9 protein-coding genes are annotated in these 22,196 nt (G+C 49.0%); 7 read left to right on the forward strand and 2 right to left on the reverse strand.

The genetic code is table 11. The features are described 5' to 3' along the window. The first annotated feature begins 7 nt into the window (after positions 1-7). The 7 genes from ACQ4M5_RS34085 to ACQ4M5_RS34115 all read left to right on the forward strand — a co-directional run bounded on the left by ACQ4M5_RS34085 (position 8) and on the right by ACQ4M5_RS34115 (position 19,739). Positions 8-1,069: a TauD/TfdA family dioxygenase gene (locus ACQ4M5_RS34085; RefSeq protein WP_017291700.1), complete on the forward strand. Its 1,062-nt coding sequence runs from the start codon at positions 8-10 to the stop codon at positions 1,067-1,069. A gap of 10 nt (positions 1,070-1,079) precedes the next feature. Then, positions 1,080-4,349 carry a non-ribosomal peptide synthetase gene (locus tag ACQ4M5_RS34090; RefSeq protein WP_017291701.1) on the forward strand — a complete coding sequence of 1,090 codons (3,270 nt, stop codon included), beginning with the start codon at positions 1,080-1,082 and terminating at the stop codon, positions 4,347-4,349. After that, a complete protein-coding gene (locus ACQ4M5_RS34095; RefSeq protein WP_017291702.1) occupies positions 4,342-10,035 on the forward strand; it encodes a non-ribosomal peptide synthetase in 5,694 nt (1,897 codons plus the stop codon). The genes ACQ4M5_RS34090 and ACQ4M5_RS34095 overlap by 8 nt, the downstream gene beginning before the upstream one ends. After that, complete coding sequence (locus ACQ4M5_RS34100; protein ID WP_017291703.1) at positions 10,019-13,999, forward strand: non-ribosomal peptide synthetase; 3,981 nt, start codon at positions 10,019-10,021, stop codon at positions 13,997-13,999. Before ACQ4M5_RS34095 ends, ACQ4M5_RS34100 begins: the two co-directional genes overlap by 17 nt. A 21-nt stretch (positions 14,000-14,020) precedes the next feature. Beyond that, positions 14,021-14,776, forward strand: a complete 756-nt coding sequence (locus ACQ4M5_RS34105; protein ID WP_017291704.1) for a thioesterase II family protein — start codon at positions 14,021-14,023, stop codon at positions 14,774-14,776. Positions 14,777-14,810: 34 nt separating this feature from the next. Then, positions 14,811-16,952, forward strand: coding sequence for an acylase (locus tag ACQ4M5_RS34110; protein ID WP_017291705.1), 2,142 nt, complete (start codon positions 14,811-14,813; stop codon positions 16,950-16,952). Positions 16,953-17,147: 195 nt separating this feature from the next. Then, positions 17,148-19,739, forward strand: coding sequence for a TonB-dependent receptor domain-containing protein (locus tag ACQ4M5_RS34115; RefSeq protein ID WP_017291706.1), 2,592 nt, complete (start codon positions 17,148-17,150; stop codon positions 19,737-19,739). Positions 19,740-19,890: 151 nt separating this feature from the next. Here ACQ4M5_RS34115 and ACQ4M5_RS34120 read toward each other — a convergent pair whose 3' ends face one another. Then, entirely contained in the window at positions 19,891-20,142 is a 252-nt protein-coding gene (locus ACQ4M5_RS34120; protein ID WP_071596260.1) for a site-specific integrase, read from the reverse strand. Positions 20,143-20,410: 268 nt separating this feature from the next. Then, complete coding sequence (locus tag ACQ4M5_RS34125; RefSeq protein ID WP_430680247.1) at positions 20,411-22,057, reverse strand: ISL3 family transposase; 1,647 nt, start codon at positions 22,055-22,057, stop codon at positions 20,411-20,413. Between the last annotated feature and the right edge of the window lie 139 nt (positions 22,058-22,196).

Raw genomic sequence — 22,196 nt, forward strand, 5'->3', positions numbered from 1 at the left:
GGAAGTAATGACACAACAAAACAGGGCAAAGCTAAGCCTAAACACATTGGGAACTACGAGCCGAAAATCTGTCAAGGTTTCGCAGTCCGCGTTAATTCAAACCAGCCATTTACTAGGAACCTCAATTCCGCTCGTGATTCAGCCAACGGTTGAGTCGATGGATCTGATTGCCTGGGCAACCTCGAATCGAGAGACGATCGAAGCGCTATTTCTTCAGCATCGTGCTTTGTTGTTTCGGGGTTTCAAGATCAAAAGTGCCGAGCAGTTTAATCAGTTTGTGCAAGCCACTGCTCAAGGAGAATTGTTGAGTTATCGCGATCGCTCCTCTCCCCGCCATGAAGTGGAAGGCAAGATCTACACCTCCACCGATTATCCGGCTCAAGAAAGAATCTTTCTGCACAACGAAGGAACTTACTGGTTAACCTATCCGCTCAAAATCTATTTCTGTTGTCTCACTGTTGCCGAACAAGGGGGCGAAACCCCGATCGCAGATACACAAAAAGTCTTGCAGCGTCTTGCACCCCAGATTCGCGATCGATTTACAGAAAAGAAAGTTCTGTATGTTCGCAACTATAACGATGGCTTTGGATTAACCTGGCAAACGGTCTTCCAAACCGACGACAAAGCTGTGGTAGAAGACTACTGCCGTCGCAATGCCATTGAGTTTGAGTGGAAACCAGGCGATCGACTCAGAACTCGTCAGGTGCGCGATGCGATCGCAAAACATCCGATCACAGGTGAACTAACCTGGTTCAATCACGCCGCGTTTTTCCATATTTCAACCCTAGAACCCACCATTCGCCATGCGTTGTTAACAGAATTCAAAGAAGAAGAGTTACCGCAGAACACCTATTACGGAGATGGTTCTGAGATCGAGCCGGAAGTCTTAGACGCGATTCGTGAAGCTTATCACCAGGAAACGATCATCTTTCCCTGGCAGGCTGGAGACATTTTGCTATTAAACAATATGCTCGTTGCCCACGGACGACGACCCTACAGCGGAGCCAGAAAAGTATTGGTGGGAATGGCAGAACCTTATTGCCACAGAGAATTCAACGTTGAGGAGTAGAAAGGTCAACATGCAGAGTGCAAGTATAGACAGACAGCAAGACACGATCGAGGGCTATTCCCTTTCTCCGCAGCAGAAACATCTGTGGAAGTTGCAGCAAAGGGATCAGCACCAACCTTATCGCGTCCAGGTTTCGGTGCAGATTGATGGAGCCTTCGATCGCGAGAGACTCAAATTGGCGTTGCAGAACGTAGTCGATCGTCACGAAATTCTCCGAACTACATTCAAATGCTTACCCGGACTTACGCTCCCGCTTCAAGTGATAGGTGAGTGCGATTTTTCTTGGTACAGCGAACTGAATTTGAGCGATCGTACTGCTCAAGTGCAAGTGAGCCAAATCGAAGCTCTCTTTCAAGAATTCGGTCAACTTCCGTTTGACTTCGAGCAAGGATCGCTGTTTCGGGTTGCTTTAGTGATGCTGTCGGCTCAGAAGCACATGCTGTTGATCTGTTTACCTGCCCTCTGCGGAGATGGCGTGGCAGTCAAAAACTTAATTCGTGAGATCAGTCAGGTCTATCGTGCCTGCACCCAGAATCAGGAATTAACCGATGAGCCGTTACAGTATGCCGATATTGCAGCATGGCAAAACGAATTGTTAGACGCTGAAGAAAGCGAAACGGCAAAACGCTATTGGCGCAAGCTAGCGATCGCAGAAGCACTCACAGTCAAGTTGCCCTATGAACGCTCGACTACTAAATCCTCTACTTTTCAGCCCCATGTTTTTAGTGCCACGATCGCTTCGCCATTAGTCGCCGAGATCAATGAATTTGCGAAAACATACGAGTGTTCTACAGAAACTTTCTTACTCACCTGCTGGCAAATTCTGCTGTGGCGCTTAACGGGGCAATCTGAGGTGGTGGTGAACACCGCCTTTAGCGGACGAAAGTACGAAGAACTAGAACCCGCGATCGGCACCTTCGTGAAATATTTGCCGCTATATGGGCAACTAAGCGATCGTGCTCAATTCATAAATGTGTTACGAAAAACCGAGGAGTTGCAGCGTGAAGCCGACACTTGGCAGGAATATTTTGCTTGGGAGGAAGAAGCGCGCGATCCATCCATCTTGCCCTTTGGCTTTGACTTTGAAACGCTGGATCTCACCAGTTGCGGTTCTGAGCTTTCCTGGTCAATTGATCGATTTTCTGTGTGTGTCGATCGCTGCAAACTCAGGCTTTCTTGTATCGATCGCCATGACGGTCTAACCACAGATTTTCATTATGATGCAACTGTCCTTCAAGCTGAGGACATCCAACGCTTGGCAGAACAGTTGCAGACGCTCCTCGAAAGCGTGATTTACAACCCGCAAGCAGAAATTTGTACCTTAAATATTTTGAGCGATCGTGAACGGCATCAACTGCTCGTAGCGTTCAATCACACGCAATTCGATTATCCAAATCAATGCTTTCATCATCTGTTTGAACAACAGGTTGATCATACTCCAAACAACATTGCAGTTGTCTGTGGTGACCAGCATCTGACCTATGCTGAACTCAATGCTCGTGCCAATCAATTAGCCCATTATCTGCGATCGCTCGGTGTCAAATCTGAAACGCTTGTCGGAATCTGTGTTGAACGCTCTCTAGACATGCTGGTTGGGATTCTCGGCATTTTAAAGGCAGGGGGAGCGTATGTGCCCTTTGACCCGGCTTATCCCCAAGCGCGCATCGCCTTTATGTTAGAAGACACCCAGGCTCCTGTCGTGCTGACCCAGGCGCGACTCCTTGATCGCTTGCCTGACACTTCAGCCCAACTCGTTTGTCTCGATTCCGCTTGGGAGACGATCGAACGATCGAGTGCAGAAAACCCGCCATCCTCGCTCACACCAGACCACCTGGCTTATGTGATCTATACTTCCGGCTCGACTGGAAAACCCAAAGGAACCTTAATTCCGCATCGAGGACTCGTCAATTACTTGTGCTGGTGTACGCAAGCGTATGGGGTTGAGCAGGGGGAGGGGGCATTAGTTCATTCGTCGATCGCGTTTGATGCCACGATTACGGGGCTATTTGCGCCCTTACTGGTCGGCTCGAAAGTCGAACTACTGCCCGAAGACTTGGGAATTGAAGCGTTAGCCATTGCGCTCCAAACAAAGTCGAACTATAGCTTGATCAAAATTACCCCTGCACAACTCGAACTACTGGCACAACAGCTTCCTGCTGAAACCGCGTCGCATCGAACCCAGATGTTCGTGATTGGCGGTGAAAATCTGACGGCACAGCACATTGCTTTCTGGCAAACTGCCGCTCCTGAAACGGCTTTGGTGAATGAGTATGGTCCAACAGAAACCGTAGTCGGCTGCTGTGTCTACTGGGTTCCTTCCGATCAACCCTCGACAGGTTCCATTCCAATCGGTCGCCCCATTGCCAACACTCAGCTTTATTTGCTCGATCGCAATCTTCAACCAGTTCCCACCGGGTTTCCCGGTGAGCTATACATCAGTGGCGCAGGAGTCGCGCGGGGCTATCTCAATCGTCCTGAACTCACAGCAGAACGCTTTATTCCTAACCCCTTCTGCTCAGGTTCTCGGTTGTATAAAACCGGTGACCTGGCTCAATTTCTTCCCAACGGCACGATCGAATATTTGGGGCGTATCGATCATCAAGTCAAAATTCGCGGCTTCCGCATTGAGCTAGGCGAAATTGAAACTGTTCTGGCTCAGCATCCAGCCGTGCAGCAAGCAGTTGTCATCGATCGCGAAGATACTCCTGGAGATCAACGCCTGGTTGCCTATCTCGTTCCTGCACCTTCTGCCACGCCCAACGCCTCCATTCTCCGACCGTTTCTTCAGGAAAAACTTCCTGCCTATATGGTGCCGTCTGCGTTTGTGGTGTTAAAGAAGCTGCCGCTCACCTCTAATGGCAAAGTCGATCGCAAAGCCTTACCCGCACCCGAACAAGTCAGACCCGAGCTAGAAGCTGCCTATATTGCGCCTCGCAATTCGATCGAATCAACCCTAGCCGCAATTTGGGCGGAAGTTTTGGGACTCGAACAAATCGGTGTGTATGACGACTTCTTTGACTTGGGCGGACATTCCCTCTTGCTCACGCAAGTCACCTCTCGCATTCACAATGCTTTGGGGATCGACTTACCCATGCGTCAACTGTTTGATGCCCCCACGATCGCTGCTTTAGCCGAGGTGATTGCTGACAAACAACTAGAGCAAGCAGACCATGACCTCCTGGCTCACCTGATAGCAGACTTAGAGCAATTGCCGGAAGCTGACGTTAAAGCTGCCCTGATTGCTGAAACATCTTCCACCGGGAGCATTGACCATGAGTGATCTAAGCCAACGCCTTGCTGCCCTCTCACCAGAAAAGCGGGCATTGCTGCTGCAACGACTGCATCAGACGAGCCAGCACCCAACCCCAACTCAGATTCAACGACAGGCACGATCGACGAACACGTTCCCGCTGTCTTTTGCCCAACAGCGCTTGTGGTTTCTCAATCAGCTAGAACCCGGTAACGCTTTCTACAATATGCCTGCGGCTATTCTGCTGAAGGGACACCTGAATATTGCAGCACTCGAACACAGTTTAGACGCACTAATTCAGCGTCATGAAGCCTTACGGACAAACTTTACCACCGTAGCAGGAGATCCTGTTCAGGTAATTGCAACCGCTCGATCGCACAATTTGTCGATCGTTGATCTGCATCACTGTTCAGAACCTGAACAAACCCAGAGAGTGCAACAACTCGCTCAAGCAGAAGCCCAACTTCCCTTTGATTTAGGGAACGATTCGCTCCTGCGGGTTTGCTTACTCCAACTGAGCGAGACGCAGCACGTCCTTCTGTTCACGCTGCATCACATCATTGCCGATGCCTGGTCATTGGGTGTGTTGATCCAAGAATTTGCCCAAGCCTACAGTGCTTTTTCGACAGGCGAGTCTCTTTCACTGCCAGAACTACCGATTCAGTATGCCGATTTTGCCGTGTGGCAACGGCAGTGGCTTCAAGGCGATGTCCTAGAGACTCAACTCCACTATTGGCAACAGCAACTCCAGCACGCCCCACCTCTGCTCGAACTGCCCACGGATCGTCCCCGTCCTCCGGTGCAGACTTTTCGGGGAGCCTATCAATCTCTCATACTACCCAACGCCTTGATGGAGGAACTGAAAGCCTTCAGCCGTCGTGAGGATACAACTCTCTTTATGACGATGCTGGCAGCCTTTAAGACCTTGCTGTATCGCTATACTGGGCAAACTGATCTTCTAGTGGGTTCCCCGATCGCGAACCGCAATCGCCTGGAAGTGGAGAATATCATTGGGGTGTTCATTAACACTTTGGTTCTTCGCACTGACGTTTCAGGCAATCCCACGTTTCGAGAGCTATTGGCTCAAGTTCGCAAAACCACACTCGACGCATACGCGCATCAAGACTTGCCATTTGAAAGACTGGTTGAGACACTGCACCTCGAACGCAACTTGAGCTATAACCCAGTCTTTCAGGTAATGTTCCAGCTTCAGAACGCACCGATGGCTGACCTGGAACTCCCCGGTTTAACGCTGAGTAACCTAGAAACTGCTGGAGAAACTACTCAGTTCGATCTGAGCCTCAACATGGCAGAAACCGAAGCAGGGTTGCAAGCCCTGATCGAGTACAGCACAGATTTATTTGATGATGAGACGATCGCTCGAATGTTAGGACACTTCCAAACCTTACTAGAAGGAATTGTCGCCCATGAGAACGATCGTCTCTCAAATTTACCTTTACTGACAAAGGCAGAACAGCACCAATTCCAGGAATGGAACCAGACTCAAGTTGAATTTGCCCAAGTCCCCATTCACCAGTTATTTGAGGCACAGGTCAAACGAACCCCGGACGCGATCGCTGCTGTATTCGAGCAGGAACACCTGACTTATCAAGCCCTGAACGATCGAGCCAACCAACTGGCAAGTCATTTGCAAACGTTAGGCGTTCGTCCCAATGGGTTAGTGGGAATTTGTGTCGATCGCTCCCTAGAAATGCTGGTCGGCATTCTCGCAATTCTCAAGGCAGGTGGGGCTTATCTCCCGATCGATCCGGCATATCCGCAAGACCGTATCGCCTTCATGCTAGAGGATGCAGACGTTGAGATTTTGCTGACTCAATCGCATCTCTCCCCTCCGCTTACCCAATCTAATCCAAAAGTTCTCTACCTCGATTCTGATTGGACAACGCTCTCCCCCGGTTCCCCGCTCCCCTGTTCTCCCGACCACCTCGCCTATGTGATCTACACCTCTGGCTCTACGGGCAAGCCCAAGGGAGTGCAAATCGAACACCATTCGCTGTCCAACTTTATCCAATCACTTCAGCAACACCTCAACCTCACCTCCCAAGATTTTTTCTTCTCGGTTACGACCATCACCTTTGACATTGCCGCGCTAGAACTCTTTCTGCCATTGACAGTGGGTGCCCGTGTCGTGATTGCCAGTCGCGCAGTCGCCTGTGATGGGGTGCGGTTATCTGAAGCGTTAGTCCAATCCGGCACCACGATCATGCAAGCAACGCCTGCGACTTGGCGGCTTCTACTGGCATCAGGATGGCAGGGTAACGCACAACTGAAAGTGCTTTGTGGTGGAGAGGCACTGCAAGCGGATCTGGCAAGTCAGTTACGGTCTAAGTGTGCTGCCCTCTGGAATCTGTATGGTCCTACCGAAACCACCATCTGGTCTACGATTCATGCGGTTGAATCTGACAACGAACCCGTTCCCATCGGATGCCCGATCGCCAATACCGAGATTTACGTGTTGGATCGCGATCGACAACTTGTTCCAGTCGGGGTCACGGGTGAACTCTACATCGGAGGTGCAGGGTTAGCCAGAGGCTATCTCAATCGTCCAGAATTAACCGCAGATCGGTTTCTCCAGCTTGAACTGCCAGAGCAGCAGCAAACACGACTCTATCGAACTGGAGATCTCGCCCGCTACCGCTCGGATGGCACGATCGAGTGTTTGGGACGCATCGACCATCAGGTAAAAGTTCGGGGCTTCCGCATCGAACTCGGTGAGATTGAATCCGTATTGTGTCAACATCCCACCGTACAGCAGGCAGCCGTTACCGTCAGAGAAACCGAATTCGGCGATCAACGCATCATTGCTTACGTTGTCCCTGTCTCCGCGTCTCATTCTGAATGGCGCAGCTTTCTCAACACAAAGCTCCCTGACTACATGGTGCCTGCTGCTTTTGTACGGCTAGAAGCATTACCTTTAACCCCAAACGGCAAAGTCGATCGCAAAGCACTTCCTGCACCGAGTGAGATTCCATCTGAGCTAGACCCAACACTTGAAGCCGCACAGACACCCGTTGAAGAAATGCTAGCTTCTCTGTGGTCGCAGATTCTCGGAGCCGAGATAGGCATTCACGATGACTTCTTCGCCTTTGGTGGACACTCCCTCTTAGCCACACAACTCATGTCACGCGTGCGGGATGTGTTCAATGTGGAGTTGCCGTTGCGTGTGCTGTTTGAAACTCCTACGATCGCGCGATTGGCACCGCAGATCGAGAAGGCAATGAAAACCAGACAACAGCTTGCCATTCCGCCTCTGCAACCCGTCGATCGTACTCAAGCATTGCCTCTATCCTTTGCCCAACAACGGCTGTGGTTTCTCAGTCAGCTTGCACCCGATAGCGCACTCTATAACTTTTCTGCTCACGTTCGCTTAGCCGGAACGCTCAATATATCTGCACTAGAGCAAAGTGTGAACGAAGTCGTGCGACGCCATGAAGCCCTGCGAACTGCCTTTGCTGTCGTAGAAGGACAACCCATCCAGATCATTGCTCCGACTTTGACCCTGCCCGTCCCGGTTGTAGACCTGCGATCTCTCTCCCCTGCCGAGCAGCAGACGGCTGTCCAACACCTAGTTGATGAGGAAGACCGTAAGCCCTTTGATCTAACCTGTTGTCCACTACTGCGGGTAACAGTGCTCCGGTTGAATGCAACAGAGCATGTCTTGCTATTGACCATGCACCACATCATTTCGGATGGTTGGTCTATGGGAGTGCTACTGCGTGAATTAATGGCATTGTACGAAGCGTTTTGTACAGGTCAGCCTTCTCCCCTGCCTGCGTTACCGATCCAATACGCTGACTTTGCTGTGTGGCAGCGACAATGGTTGCAGGGAGACGTGCTAGACCAGCAGCTTCACTACTGGAAACAGCAGCTTTTAGGGGGCAATTTGCCGCCGTTGAAGTTACCGACGAAGCCATCCCAACCTAAAAGCCAGAATTACCAGGGCAAAAGCCATACCAGTGAACTCTCGGTCGATCTCTCTAGACAGCTTCAATCCCTCAGTCGTCAAGAGAATGTCACTCTATTCATGACGCTGCTGGCAGCTTTGCAAACGTTGCTGCATCGCTACACCCATCAGGATGACATTGTGGTGGGCACCGACATTGCTAATCGCACCCATAGCGAAACAGAATCGCTCATCGGTTTCTTCGTCAATCTCTTGGTGCTGCGATCAGATATGCGCGGCAATCCTAGCTTTCGGGAACTGCTGCAACAAGTCCGGGAAGTCACACTCAACGCCTATGCTCATCAAGACCTACCTTTTGACAAACTGGTCGAAGAATTGCAACCAGAGCGCAACTTACATCAGACTCCGCTCTTTCAGGTGTTGTTCGTGTTGCAAAATACGCCCGTTCCGACGATCGAGCTAACGGATCTGACGCTGCATCCTCTCGACACCCAAGAGAACGACTTATCGAAATTTGATTTAGCCCTCTTTGTGACAGAGACGGAACCCGCCATTCAAATAGCCTGGAAGTTCAACGTCGATCGCTTTGACCCTGACACGATCGCTCAGATGGCAAATCACTTCACTGCTTTACTTGCCAGTATTGTCGCTGCACCCGAAGCACGACTTAGCACATTGAGTCTGCAAACCGCAGCCGAACCCAAACCACTTCATCAACCCCGCGATCGCAAAAACATGAGTTTCAGTAAATTTAAATCCATTCAACCAAAAGCCATTAGCGTACCCGAAACGGGACTCGTGACCACAAGCTATCTCCAGCCTGGAGAACCCCTACCCCTCGTTGTACAGCCTAATCTAGAAGATATCGATCTAATTGGTTGGGCAAAGAACAACCGGGGCTTGCTTGAAACGGAGTTATTAAAGCATGGTGCAATTCTCTTTCGCGGATTCAATGCGGCTTCAGTCCCAGAGTTTGAGCGGTTTGCCCAAACGATTTGCCCAGCGCTATTTGGGGAATACGGCGACTTGCCCCGCGAAGAGGTTAGCCAAAACGTCTACACCTCTACTCCCTATCCGGCTGATAAAGCCATTTTGTTCCACAACGAAAGTTCGCATCTGCACTGCTACCCAATGAAGATCTGGTTTTTCTGTGTGCAGCCTGCCCAATCGGGGGGTGAAACGCCGATCGTAGATTGCCGAAAAGTTTATCAACTGCTCGATCCCAAGTTACAAGAACACTTTGCCCAAAAGCAACTGATGTACGTGCGGAACTATACCGATGGACTCGATGTTAGTTGGAGCCGATTCTTCCACACCACGGATCGATCCGTTGTAGAATCTTACTGCCACAATCATGGCATCGAGTTTGAGTGGAAAGCTAACAATGGCTTGAGAACTCGCGAAATTCGTCCAGCAGTCGCAACGCATCCCAAAACTGGGGAAACGGTCTTCTTCAATCAAATTCAACTGCATCACTTGTCTTGTCTCGATCTCAGTGTCCAAGAGTCTCTGCTTTCCCTGTTTGGTGAGGAAAACTTGCCGCGTCAGGTCTACTATGGGGACGGAACACCAATTGAAGACTCAGTCGTTGAAGAAGTTTGTGAGGCGTATCGGCAAGCCACCGTTCAATTCCCTTGGCAGAAAGGTGACATCCTGATGCTAGATAACATGCTGAGCGCTCATGGGCGTAATCCTTATGGGGGTGCCCGCAAGATTGTGGTGGCAATGGGAGAACTCGTTAGTCCCGCAGAGACAGCAAGATTGGAGGCAGGCAATGCAGTTGCAAGATAGAGTGATTCAGGGATTTCGACTTTCTCCACAGCAAAAACGGCTTTGGGAAGTGCAACAAGAGAACGGCATCTATCGCGTTCAATGCACTGTGCGGATTGACGGTGATCTGAATTTAGGAGTGCTGAAATCTGCCCTTCAACAAATCATCGATCGCCACGAAATTCTGCGGACTGATTTTGTCCGTCCGGGTGGGCTAAAAACTCCCATTCAGGTCATTGCAGAAAGTGGTCAACTCGTATGGCACAAGATCGATTTGCGAGGCGGATCTGTCCAGCAACAACAGACCCACATCAATGCTTTATTTGAGCAAGATCGATGCCAAGCATTTGATGTGGAGCATGGATCAGGGCTGCGATCTACCTTGTTAACCCTGTCAGCCCAACAACATATTTTGTTGCTCAGTTTGCCTGCTTTGTGCGCTGATGCCAGAACACTGAAAAATCTCGTTCAAGAGGTGGGTCAGTCTTATCAGGCTTGCCTTCGGGGTGAAACACTTGATGACGAAATTGTGCAATATACGCAGTTCTCAGAATGGCAAAATCAATTCCTAGAAGATGAGGATGCCCACATCGGTCACACCTACTGGCAGCAACAAGACTTCTCAAGAATTACCACTCTAAAGTTGCCCTTTAAAGCAAAATCCATTCGTTCCGCTCCCTTTGATGTTCGCGCTTTGGAGCAGCAGATCGCACCGGAAACGATCGCTAAAATCAACGCACTCACCCAACAGCACAACACGACCCCAGCCACATTTTTTCTTGCTTGCTGGATGATTCTGCTCTGGCGCTTCACTCAACAAGGCGAGATCATCGTCGGTACTGCCTGTGAGGGTCGCAATGATGAGGAACTAGAAACTGCGATCGGTCTATTTGCCAAATATCTACCGCTGCGGTGCTGCCTGCAAGAACAGGAGACATTTGATCAACTGCTACGATCGATTGATCAAACAGTTCAGAATCATTTGCAATGGCAGGATTACTTTACTGGGAACCATTTAGAGCAACAATCTGAACGTGGATGGAAAGCACTTCCATTTTGTTTCGATTTTGATGATCAACCTGCGGTATACGCTGCTGACGGATTAGTGTTTACGCTTGAACGGCACTCTCCTTACACAGAACGCTTCAAGCTCAACCTCTCCTGCACTCAAACCGCAGAGGCTTTGTTCACCCGATTTCACTATGACGCGACTCTGTTTAGTGATGAAGACATTCAGCAATTAGGGGAACATTGGCAGGTGTTAATTGAGGGAATTGTTGCAAATCCCCAAAAAACGATCGCTCAACTCCCCATTCTCAGCGATCGACAGCGCCATCAACTGCTTGTTGAATTTAACAATACCCAAACTCCTGTCTCAAAGTTCTGCATGCATAAGCGATTTGAGGCACAAGTCGATCGCACTCCGAATCAGATTGCTGTCATCTTTGAAGACCAACAACTGACCTACGCCGAACTGAATACTCGCGCCGCTCAACTTGCTTGCGATTTACAAGCATTAGGAGTTAAGCCCGAAGTCCGGGTTGGAATTTGCTTGGAGCGATCGTGTGATTTCATCATTGCGATGCTTGCCGTTCTTAAAGCAGGAGGAGCCTATGTGCCCCTCGATCCTGCTTTTCCTCGCGAGCGCTTAGCCTTCATGATGCAAGATGCCCAGATCTCAGTGCTGCTGACTCAAACGCTTCTGCTCAAGTCAATTCCTGACATCACGGCTCCAGTGATCTGCTTAGACAATCGACCCGATTTCTCAGATTCGCCCCTACTCTCCCACCGTCCTACTCCCTCCAACTTGGCTTATGTGATCTATACCTCTGGTTCCACAGGTAAGCCCAAAGGCGTGGCAGTGGAACATCAGCAACTTTGCAATTATGTGCAGGGCATTCTGGAACGCTTGAACCTGCCCGAAGGATCTAGCTTTGCTACGGTGTCTACGATCGCGGCTGATTTGGGAAACACAGCAATTTTCTCGGCTCTTTGCACCGGGGGCTGTCTTCACATCATTTCTGCCGATCGCGCCACAACTCCGCAAGCTTTCGCAGACTATTGCCGCTACCATGCGATCGATTGCCTCAAAATCGTGCCCTCTCACCTGGAGGCGTTGCTCGCTAGTGGAAATGCTGATATTTTGCCTCGTCAACGGTTAATTTTGGGTGGGGAAGCTTGCAACTGGAGTTTAATTGAAACGATCCAGCAGCTAGCTCCTAACTGTGTCATTCTGAATCACTACGGACCCACAGAAACAACGATCGGTGTACTGACCTATCAAGTGGAAGACCTTCCTACTCATGCAAGAACGAACTCTGTTTTGCTGGGTCGCCCGATCGCGAACACACAGGCTTATGTCCTCGATCAACAGTTGCAGCCTGTCCCGATCGGCATTCCTGGTGAACTCTATATCAGTGGTGACAACCTAGCACGAGGTTATCTGAACCAGCCCCAATTAACCGCAGAACGCTTTATCCATCACCCATTTAGTCAGGACGGACGATTGTACAAAACAGGTGATTTAGTACGATACCGAACGGATGGAAACCTTGAGTTTTTAGGGCGAATGGATGATCAGGTTAAAATTCGAGGGTTTCGAGTTGAATTAGGCGAAATCGAGACAGCCTTATGCCAGCATCCCGATATTCAACAAGCGATCGTTCTACTTCGCTCCGATGTGGCAGGCAACCCGCGCCTAATTGCCTATGTCATTTCCCATTCTCAGGCAACCTCTACCACCCATGACTGGCGCAATTTCTTGAAAGCCCAAATGCCCGAATATATGCTGCCCTCAGCCTTTATTCGGTTAAAAACCCTTCCGCTCACGCCGAACGGTAAAATCGATAAGCAAGCCTTACCCATTCCCGATCTGTTCAAATCAGATCAGGAAACGACCTTTGTGCCACCCCGCGAAGCGTTAGAACTGCAACTCACCCAAATTTGGGAAGACCTGCTGAATGTGCGACCCATCAGTGTGACGGATAATTTCTTCGATCTAGGGGGACATTCACTTTTAGCAGTTCGGCTCATTGCTCAAATTGAAAAACAGTTCCAGCACAAATTGCCGTTGTCGAGCTTTCTTCAAGCTGCAACGATCGAGCATCTTGCAGGAATTCTCCGACAACAACCGCAAGCCTGGGAGCGATCGCCTCTGATTAAAATTCAATCGCACGGAACAAACTCGCCCTTGTTTTTCATGCACCCGATCGGAGGCAATGTGATTTGCTATGCCAGTCTGGCAAGCCATCTCGGTTCTGAGCAACCGTTTTATGGGGTTGAAGCGCCTGGTTTATATGGTGAGGAAGTTCCTCTAGAATCCGTTGAAGCGTTAGCAGCCCACTACATTCAAGCGTTAAAAACCATTCAACCTCAAGGACCGTACTATTTGGGGGGCTGGTCAATGGGCGGAATCGTGGCATTTGAAATGGCACAACAATTGCAACAACAAGGTGAAGCGATCGCGCTACTTGCCCTATTAGATAGCACCCCACCGCTCTCAAACACCCCATCTCCAACAGACAATACTAACTCTCTGGAAGATGCGAGACTGTTAGCTGATCTAGCAGAATCCACTGCACACTTTTTTGGTAAACAGTTGTCGATTTCACCCACTGAACTCCAATCGCTAGACCCTGAGCAGCAGTTGAATTATGTTTTAGAGGTGATGAAGGCTGCAAATTTTGTTCCTCCAGATATTCAGCCAAGTCAAATTCAGGCATTTCTTCAGGTGTATAAGAGCAATGCTCGCGCCCTAATGCGATACGTGCCGAAGCGTTATTCCGGTCAAATCACCCTCTTTCGATCCAGTCAGCCACTCCCAGAGCATCAAACCATTTCTGACACGATTTCCAGTTGGGCTTCGCTGTCAACTCAACCGATCGACATTCACACTGTTCCTGGAGACCATACCACGATGCTTGCTGAACCCAACGTTCAGGTTTTAGCAGCACAGATCAAAGATTGCTTGAAACGCACCGCCTAATTTGCACTAACCATTAAAGTGATGCACAGTAACTGGATCATCCGCTCAAAGCCCAATCCTCAAGCTCGACTGCGATTGTTCTGCTTTCCCTATGCCGGGGGTAGCGCGTCCATCTTCCGCTCGTGGTCGGATCAATTACCACAAAACATCGAAGTGTGTGCTGTCGAACTTCCAGGACGGGGCACACTGATGCGCTTAGCACCTTACACCCAGTTAAAACCATTAGTCGAAGCGATCGCACAATCGCTGTTACCCAATTTGAATCAACCTTTTGCGCTATTTGGTCATAGCATGGGCGCATTGATTAGCTTTGAACTGGCGCGTTTCCTGCGTCAAGCGTATGGATTAACTCCCCGTCATCTGTTTGTCTCTGGTCGTGCTGCTCCTTACATTCCCGATCGAGATCCACCCATCTATACCTTGCCTGACGCTGCCTTCATTCAGGAGCTACGTCGGCTGAACGGCACCCCTGAAGCGGTCTTGCAAAACCAGGAACTCATGCAACTGCTCACTCCGATTCTACGGGCAGATTTTGCCGCGATCGACACCTATCGCTATCAGCCTGAACCAGCCTTAGGGTGCCCGATCACAGCGCTCGGTGGCTTACAGGATTTAGAAGTGAGCCGAGACGATCTTGAGGCTTGGCAAACCCAAACGATCGCGCCCTTTCAGATCCAGTTATTTCTGGGGAATCACTTCTTTCTGCACTCGGCTCAATCGCTTCTATTAAAAGCGATCGCCCAACAATTACAAGCGGTTGAGCCAGCGATCGGTTAACAAAGACAACTCTTTATTCTCTAGTATTCATGCAATGAAGCATTTGCGATTGCCCAAACCACATTTTATCCGTCTAGATTCTATCTCTAGACGATTGAATCGCAACGCAGTTCGAGTGTTGCCATTACTGTTCGGTTTCATTCTGACCTTGATGTTGGGAACCTATAGTCTTGCGGCTGAACCCAAGGCGACCGAGATTCTCTGGGATACCATGGGGGTTCCTCATATCTTTGGTAAAGACGTGCCGAGTGCATTTCAAGCTTTTGGGTGGGCACAGATGCAAAGTCACGGGAACTTACTGCTGCGGCTGTATGGTCAGGCACGCGGACGATCCGCTGAGTACTGGGGCAAAGAATATCTCGAATCCGATCGCTGGGTACAAACCATGGGGATTCCCGATCGCGCTCGCCAATGGTATGAAGCCCAGAACCCCACCTTCCGTCGTGCGCTTGATGCCTTTGCGGCTGGTATCAATGCCTATGCGACTCAACACCCTGATTTGATTGGTGATGAGGTTGAGCGGGTGCTACCCATTCATGCCGTAGACGTAATAGCGCATAGTCAACGAGTTCTTCACTTTACATTTGTCGTTGATCCCCAAATGCTAGCTGGTTTGACCGACGAAGAAGTTCCAAGGGGATCAAACGCTTGGGCGATCGCACCTTCCCACTCTGAAAGTGGCAACGCTATGCTCCTTGCCAATCCTCATCTACCGTGGTCGGATCTATTTCTTTGGTACGAAGCCCAAATCACTGCTCCCGGAATTGATGCCTATGGAGCAACACTCGTCGGGATTCCTGTTTTAGCGATCGCATTTAATGATCACTTAGGCTGGACACACACGGTGAACACCCACGACGGTTGGGATACCTACGAACTGACATTAAGTCATGGAGGCTATCGGTTCGATGATAAAGTCCGTCCTTTTGAACGAGAAGAAAAAACTCTGAAAGTTAAGCAGTCAGACGGCAAATTGCGTAAAGAAAAACTGATGGTGCGGAGATCGATTCATGGCCCAGTCATCAAAGAAGAGAAGGGTAAAGCGATCGCACTGAGAGTCGTTGGACTTGATCAACCTGGCTTGCTAGAGCAGTGGTGGAACATGGCACGAGCCACCAACCTATCTCAATTTGAAACTGCTCTACGCCCATTACAACTCCCCATGTTCACCGTGATCTACGCCGATCGCGAGGGACATATCATGCACCTGTTCAATGGACAAGTTCCGGTGCGAAAACAGGGAGACTTCGCCTATTGGGAAGGCATCATTCCTGGGGATACATCTGCGACATTGTGGACAAACTATCATCGCTATGATCAATTACCACGTGTTCTAGATCCTGCTAGCGGTTGGCTGCAAAATGCTAACGATCCACCCTGGACAACGACCTTTCCTCGTGCGATCGATGCCAATGACTATCCCTCTTACATGGCTCCCCGTGGACCCATGAATTTTCGTGCCCAAAGTTCCGCTCGAATGCTCACTGAAGATAGCCGCATCTCATTTGAAGAGATGATTCAGTACAAACATTCAACTCATATGGAGCTTGCCGATCGTGTGCTAGATGACTTACTGCGTGCAGCCACAAATGATAGTAGCGAAATTGTGCGTCAAGCCATTCCAATTCTGAAAGCGTGGGATCGTAATGCCAATGCAGAGAGTCGGGGTGCGGTTCTCTTTGCCGCTTGGGTGGAAGCGATGAACCTTTCCAAAGCATTTGCAACACCCTGGAACGAAAACGCTCCTCGCACAACACCCAATGGATTGAGCAATCCAAAAAGCGCAGTTGCCGCCTTAAAAACCGCAGCTACTAAAGTGAAAACAGCGTATGGAGCACTAGATGTGCCTTGGGGAGACGTGTTCCGCTTACGTTATGGCTCGATCGATTTACCTGCTAATGGAGGTCCCGGAAAGCTCGGAATTTTCCGGGTGCTCAACTTTGTTCCGAACGACCAAGGGCAATTTGAATCGAGCGATGGTGATACCTTTACTGCTGCGATCGAATTTTCTAACCCAGTTCGGGCGATGGCACTCACAAGCTATGGCAATGCAACTCAACCCCATTCTGCTCATGTTGGCGATCAATTGAAAGCGTTCTCCCAAAAGCAACTCCGCCCAGTCTGGCGATCGCGTCAGGAAATTTTGGCTCATCTAGCTGAGCGACAAACATTTTGAAGAAATACCGCTCCCGGCTCAAATTGCTTCACTAATCATCACGTCTAGCAAATCTTGACCCTTGCAATTTGAGTCAGATTGTTTCTGAAGTTGAGCCTTTAGTCTTTGACAGTCATGCAAGCTTTCTGATAAATTCTTGATTGACTTATTTGAAAAATATTCTTAATAAGTCCCTAAAATGTGTTCGAGGGAAAAATGATGAGTGCAAAGGCTTGGTTGTGGGCAGTTGTCCCTTTTTTAGCATTATTACAAGGGGTGAAACCGGCAGATGCTCAGGTTTCGAGGCTCCCTGAAATCGAGTCTATATCAACCGCAGCAGGCACTGTAGTAGCACAGGCTCCGCCAACCGTGGAACGGGTTAATATTACTGATGTCCAAGTGAGATCGACAGAGAATGGTTTAGCCCTACAACTCACTACAGCGCCCAATGCAGCTTTGAAGCCTATCATTCAAACATCGGGGAATCGTTGGATTGCAACCTTTGAAAATGCAGCGCTGGCATTACCAAGTGGGCAATCATTTCAAGCAAACAATCCAACGGCTGAAATCTCGCAAGTACAAGTTCAACAAGTCAGTAATATACAAGTACAAGTAGAAATTATTAGCAAAAGCGAACTTCCTAATGTCGAGATCGCTCCCACTGCTGCCGGGCTGTCGCTCACGGTATTGGCGAATGGGAAAACATCATCCGATACAGCAACACGGTCTGATGCGGAATCAGAAGAAGAAGAAGTCGTCGTGACGGCAACCCGTACTGAGGAACCGTTAAAGAAAGTGCCGCGATCGATTACCATCATCAACCGCCAGCAGATTGAAGAACAATCACGCCTCACGCGAAATTTGGGAGATATTCTCGCGAATACAGTGCCAGGATTTAGCGCTCCAACTCAACGCACCAATACCTTTGGCTCAACTTTGCGAGGACGAGGCATTTCGGTCTTGATCGATGGCGTTCCTCAAAATGGAAACCTACAGTCTTTGCCCACGCAATTGACCTCGATCGATCCGAGTGCGATCGAGCGCATTGAAATCGTTCGGGGGCCAAATTCGATCTACGGAGGGCAAGCAACGGGCGGTACCATCAACATCATCACCCGCAAACCATCAAATCAATTGACCTCTACTCTTGAACTTGGAACCACCACTGCATTAACAGGCTCAGAGGACAAATTTGGGTATAACCTGCAATATCAGTTATCTGCCAAGCAAGGAGCGGTCGATCTAACTACTGGGATAGGGTTAACCACAACAGGCACATTTTATGACGCGGAAGGGGATCGAATTGCCAATAGCGTGAGTCCTGACGATACTCAGATTCTGAATGGCTTGTTGAAAGTTGGCGTAGATCTCGATCCACAACAGCGATTGCAATTTACTGCAACTCACTACAACAATCGTAGAAATAACAATTTAACAGAAGATGCAAGCATCGATGTGATACCTGGAATTCAAAAAGCACGCACATTAGCGATCGATGGGTTGCAAATTTTAGGCACAACTGAAGGCTCATATATTCGCAATACGAATGTAGCGCTCGACTATACGCACCAGAATCTTTTTGGCAGTAAAGTACAGGGGCAGGTTTACTATCGCAACAATGCGTTTCGTGGTAGTGGGATTCCCTTTGATGGTCGAGACTTTCTAGGCGTGATTGGACGAACACCCGGTGAATCCGAGCAATTCGGGACACGGCTCCAGGTCAACACACCCTTTAACCCAGACAAAACCTTACAACTCCTATGGGGAGTTGATTACAACAACGAAAAAAGTTTCCAAAACATTGAGGTTTTTGATCCAGAAGCCTTTGATGCCAGTGGTGGCAGTGTGTTTCGTAAAATTGCAGAACGAACCTTCGTTCCTCGTTATACCGTGAATGACCTGGGCTTATTTGCCCAGTTACAGTGGGATGCCAACGATCGACTCAATCTCAGTGGGGGATTACGCTACGTCAATCTTGGCTTAAAGATCGATGATTACGTCACCATTAATGATCAAGCTGTTCAAGGGGGCGATCGTCAGTTTGACACAGTAGCCTTCAATGCAGGTGCAACCTATCAACTCTCTGATCAATTGAGTGCCTTTGCGAGCTTTTCACAAGGATTTTCCGTTCCAAGCTTTGGATTTATTTTGCGAGAACCTCCAAGTGGGTTCACGCGAGTCACCGATGCAATACGGCTAACAGAACCTCAGAAAGTCAACAACTATGAAGTGGGTCTACGAGGTCGATGGTCAACTGTCCAGGCTAGTATTTCTGGGTTCTACAACACTTCAGATCTAGGGGAAGATTTTCGCTTGGTCAACAATAATCTAGAGATTGTTCGTGCACCTCAGAGAACCTATGGGGTTGAAGCGACCTTAGATTGGCAAGCAACAAAAACACTATCTTTCGGTGGAACACTGACCTGGCAAGAAGGAGAAAATGATGAGGACGAGGATGGAAATTTTCTTGCATTAAATAGCATCACCGTTCCTCCTGTAAAACTGACTGCCTATGTAGAAAATGAAACCCTTCCAGGTTGGCGAAATCGATTGCAACTGCTTTATTCGGGTAATCGCGATCGCGCGTTCCAAGATGGAGTAGATGGTGGCAAAATTAGTAGCTATGTCACGCTGGACTTTATCAGTCGCATTCAACTAGGTCAAGGTGAATTACAGATTGGGATTCAGAATCTCTTGAATACTCAATATTTCCCAGTCTATTCGCAGTACTTTGCACCCTTCTTTGACAGTGCAAATTATGCCGGACAAGGTCGCACCCTAAGCGTGACCTACCGCGTCACATTCTAATAGAACTTTCTGCTATAGCACTTCAATCAATAGTCCGGGCAGTATCGCTGCCTGCCTGCCCGGACTATTGATATACCAGAATTCAAGCATAACCCTTTTCCCAAACTCAGCAATGATAGTTGAATATACCTTTAGCATCAGTATGGAGGGGTCATGAGGAGGGTAGCTGACCACTTGCTCTCAGGATGGCAACTTGAGCGGCATAAATCTCTTTCTTATTTGTATAGCGCTTGAAACTTCTGCGATCGCGGTGTCGAGTCAATTTCATCGCTTCCCCTTCACCCAAGCCATACTTGATTAGCAAATTCGTCGCATAGGTATGCCGCCCCCGGTGCGAGTGCAAATCAATGCCCGTCTGTGTCTCAATCCATCGCATGACTTCCCGAATTCCCCAATAGGTCAATCGCTGTTTCTGACTCTTTGTTCGATTCGAGTGTGCTGCGTATTTTCACAACTTCGGGTTCTCCGCAGGTTTTGGTGAGCTAGATTAAATATGTGAAAATTCAGCATTCATTTCATTGTTCAAGTAGCCAATCTCAGTTCTCTAACCGAAAATGGATTTCTATCTTTCCTGAACCATTGCGTGTAGACAAACAAATTTGTCGTCCTACTATTCTATAAAGTAAGACGATTTCAATGCGTATTAAGATTTGCTTTACTGTTTGATAGCTCTAGCTCGTCAAGATAAATCTCCGATTGAGTAAATCAAAACTTGCCCTGCCATACATCTGCCGCTTTAGTAGTTTCAATCGGTTGATGTTCCCTTCCACAGGTCCATTGCTGATATCAGTCATGAGGCTCGCTTTTACGGCAGCATAGTCCTCTTTTAACCCTTGAGCAAATCCCTGAAACAGCTTCATTGAACTACTCATCGCTTGATCTAACCAGATATCCAATTGCTGAGGTAATCGTTCTCGCACCAGCTTTGTAAACCCTTGCGTCAAATCAATCGCTGCTGCCAATTCGGGATGTTGTGTTTTGAGGTCTGCGATCAAAACTTGCTCTACATCCGTTCGCTGATCCGCTCGACGCATCACCATCCAAGTCGCTCGACGAGCAGTCAACGGGGGGTGTTGTAGATCGCTAATTGGAAGCTGGAGTTGCACACCGAGTTGAGCACGGTGTTGCTTTTGTGTCTGCCGCAATCGATGAGTGTATCGAGCGACCGTTTGATAGCTCCCTCGATACCCTTGCTGTTGGATTTCTTCAAACAACTGTTTCGTATTGCTTTGTCCTTGATTCCATTGGTTCAGCACATAGGGTTTGTAGGCATCGAGTTGACTACGTTGAGAACGACCTCGATGTGGATGTGGTTGCCATTCAGGAAACTTGGAATGGCTCAAGTAGCGATACACCGTGCGTTTTCCCATGCCGAGATGTCGGGCGATCTCCAGGATCTCCCAGCCTTGCTGTCGTAACTGATGCACTTGCTCGTACTTTGCAAATCGGCGTTCTCGCGCCTTGGCAGAGCGCTCCTGTATAGCTAGACGAGGTACTACGGGAGCAATCATGATGGCATCGTTCACAGGAATTTGTGCGGCTTCCACAGCTTTCAATTGCTGGGTGTGCATTGCTAAGATTCGCTCTAGTACTTCTGCTAAATTTTTCAACAAATGGAAGCGATCTGCAACCTGAGTTGCATTCGGTGCGCCTCTCGTCATGCCTTGTCGATAGGTCTTTGATCGATCACGGGAGAGAACTTCCACGCCTGGATGCTCTTTTAACCATTCTGCTAAGGTGTCTGCTTCGCGATCTGGAAGCAGCACAATCGGTCGATTTGTCTCTAAGTCAACCAAAATTGTGCCGTAACGTTGTCCACGCCGGAATGCAAAATCATCTACTCCTAACGCTTTGGGCGTTTTCACCGCAGGTATCGACTGGCGAGAGATCAGCGATAGCAGAGTGTTTTGACTGACCTCACAGTGCAGTGTTTTGCTCAGTTTAGCCCCACCTTCACCGCCTGTATACAATGCGATCTCACTCAGTTGTGCTGCTAATCGCTTCGTTCGTCTTGCCCACGGAGCCATCACGCCCGCGATCCGTTCCGTGAAGATTTTGCGATCGCATCTTTCCTGATCACAGAAGAACTTGCCGACCGTCAGCTTGATCACGATTTGATAATTTGCCCACGGTAAGTCTGCCAGCGTCCGTTCATAGAAACTATGCACTCGATAGGAAGCTTGATTGCACACTGGGCAATAGACTGTTTGCTGCACCGATTCCATCAACACTCGAATCTGTTGTTGTTCTACATCAAGTTCGTAATTCTGAAATTGTAGGTGTTCTGGGCTAGGAAGCAGTTGGGTTAAGAGTTCCACCATCTTGCCGATGCGATTTATCACCATTCTGACAAATTTTCACCAAAACCTGCGGTGAACCCGAAGTTGTGCAAATACGCACTACCTGGCTTCCCGTGTTGTTGAGGCGAAGGACATGAAGAATGGATTCAACCGCTGA

The organism is Leptolyngbya sp. AN10, from assembly GCF_050565645.1.
Classification (GTDB): domain Bacteria; phylum Cyanobacteriota; class Cyanobacteriia; order Leptolyngbyales; family Leptolyngbyaceae; genus Leptolyngbya.

Bases quoted from the DNA above. Each gene is read 5' to 3' on its own strand.
- ACQ4M5_RS34085 (WP_017291700.1), top strand. From the start codon at position 8: ATGACACAACAAAACAGGGCAAAGCTAAGCCTAAACACATTGGGAACT.
- ACQ4M5_RS34090 (WP_017291701.1), top strand. From the start codon at position 1,080: ATGCAGAGTGCAAGTATAGACAGACAGCAAGACACGATCGAGGGCTAT.
- ACQ4M5_RS34095 (WP_017291702.1), top strand. From the start codon at position 4,342: ATGAGTGATCTAAGCCAACGCCTTGCTGCCCTCTCACCAGAAAAGCGG.
- ACQ4M5_RS34100 (WP_017291703.1), top strand. From the start codon at position 10,019: ATGCAGTTGCAAGATAGAGTGATTCAGGGATTTCGACTTTCTCCACAG.
- ACQ4M5_RS34105 (WP_017291704.1), top strand. From the start codon at position 14,021: ATGCACAGTAACTGGATCATCCGCTCAAAGCCCAATCCTCAAGCTCGA.
- ACQ4M5_RS34110 (WP_017291705.1), top strand. From the start codon at position 14,811: ATGAAGCATTTGCGATTGCCCAAACCACATTTTATCCGTCTAGATTCT.
- ACQ4M5_RS34115 (WP_017291706.1), top strand. From the start codon at position 17,148: ATGATGAGTGCAAAGGCTTGGTTGTGGGCAGTTGTCCCTTTTTTAGCA.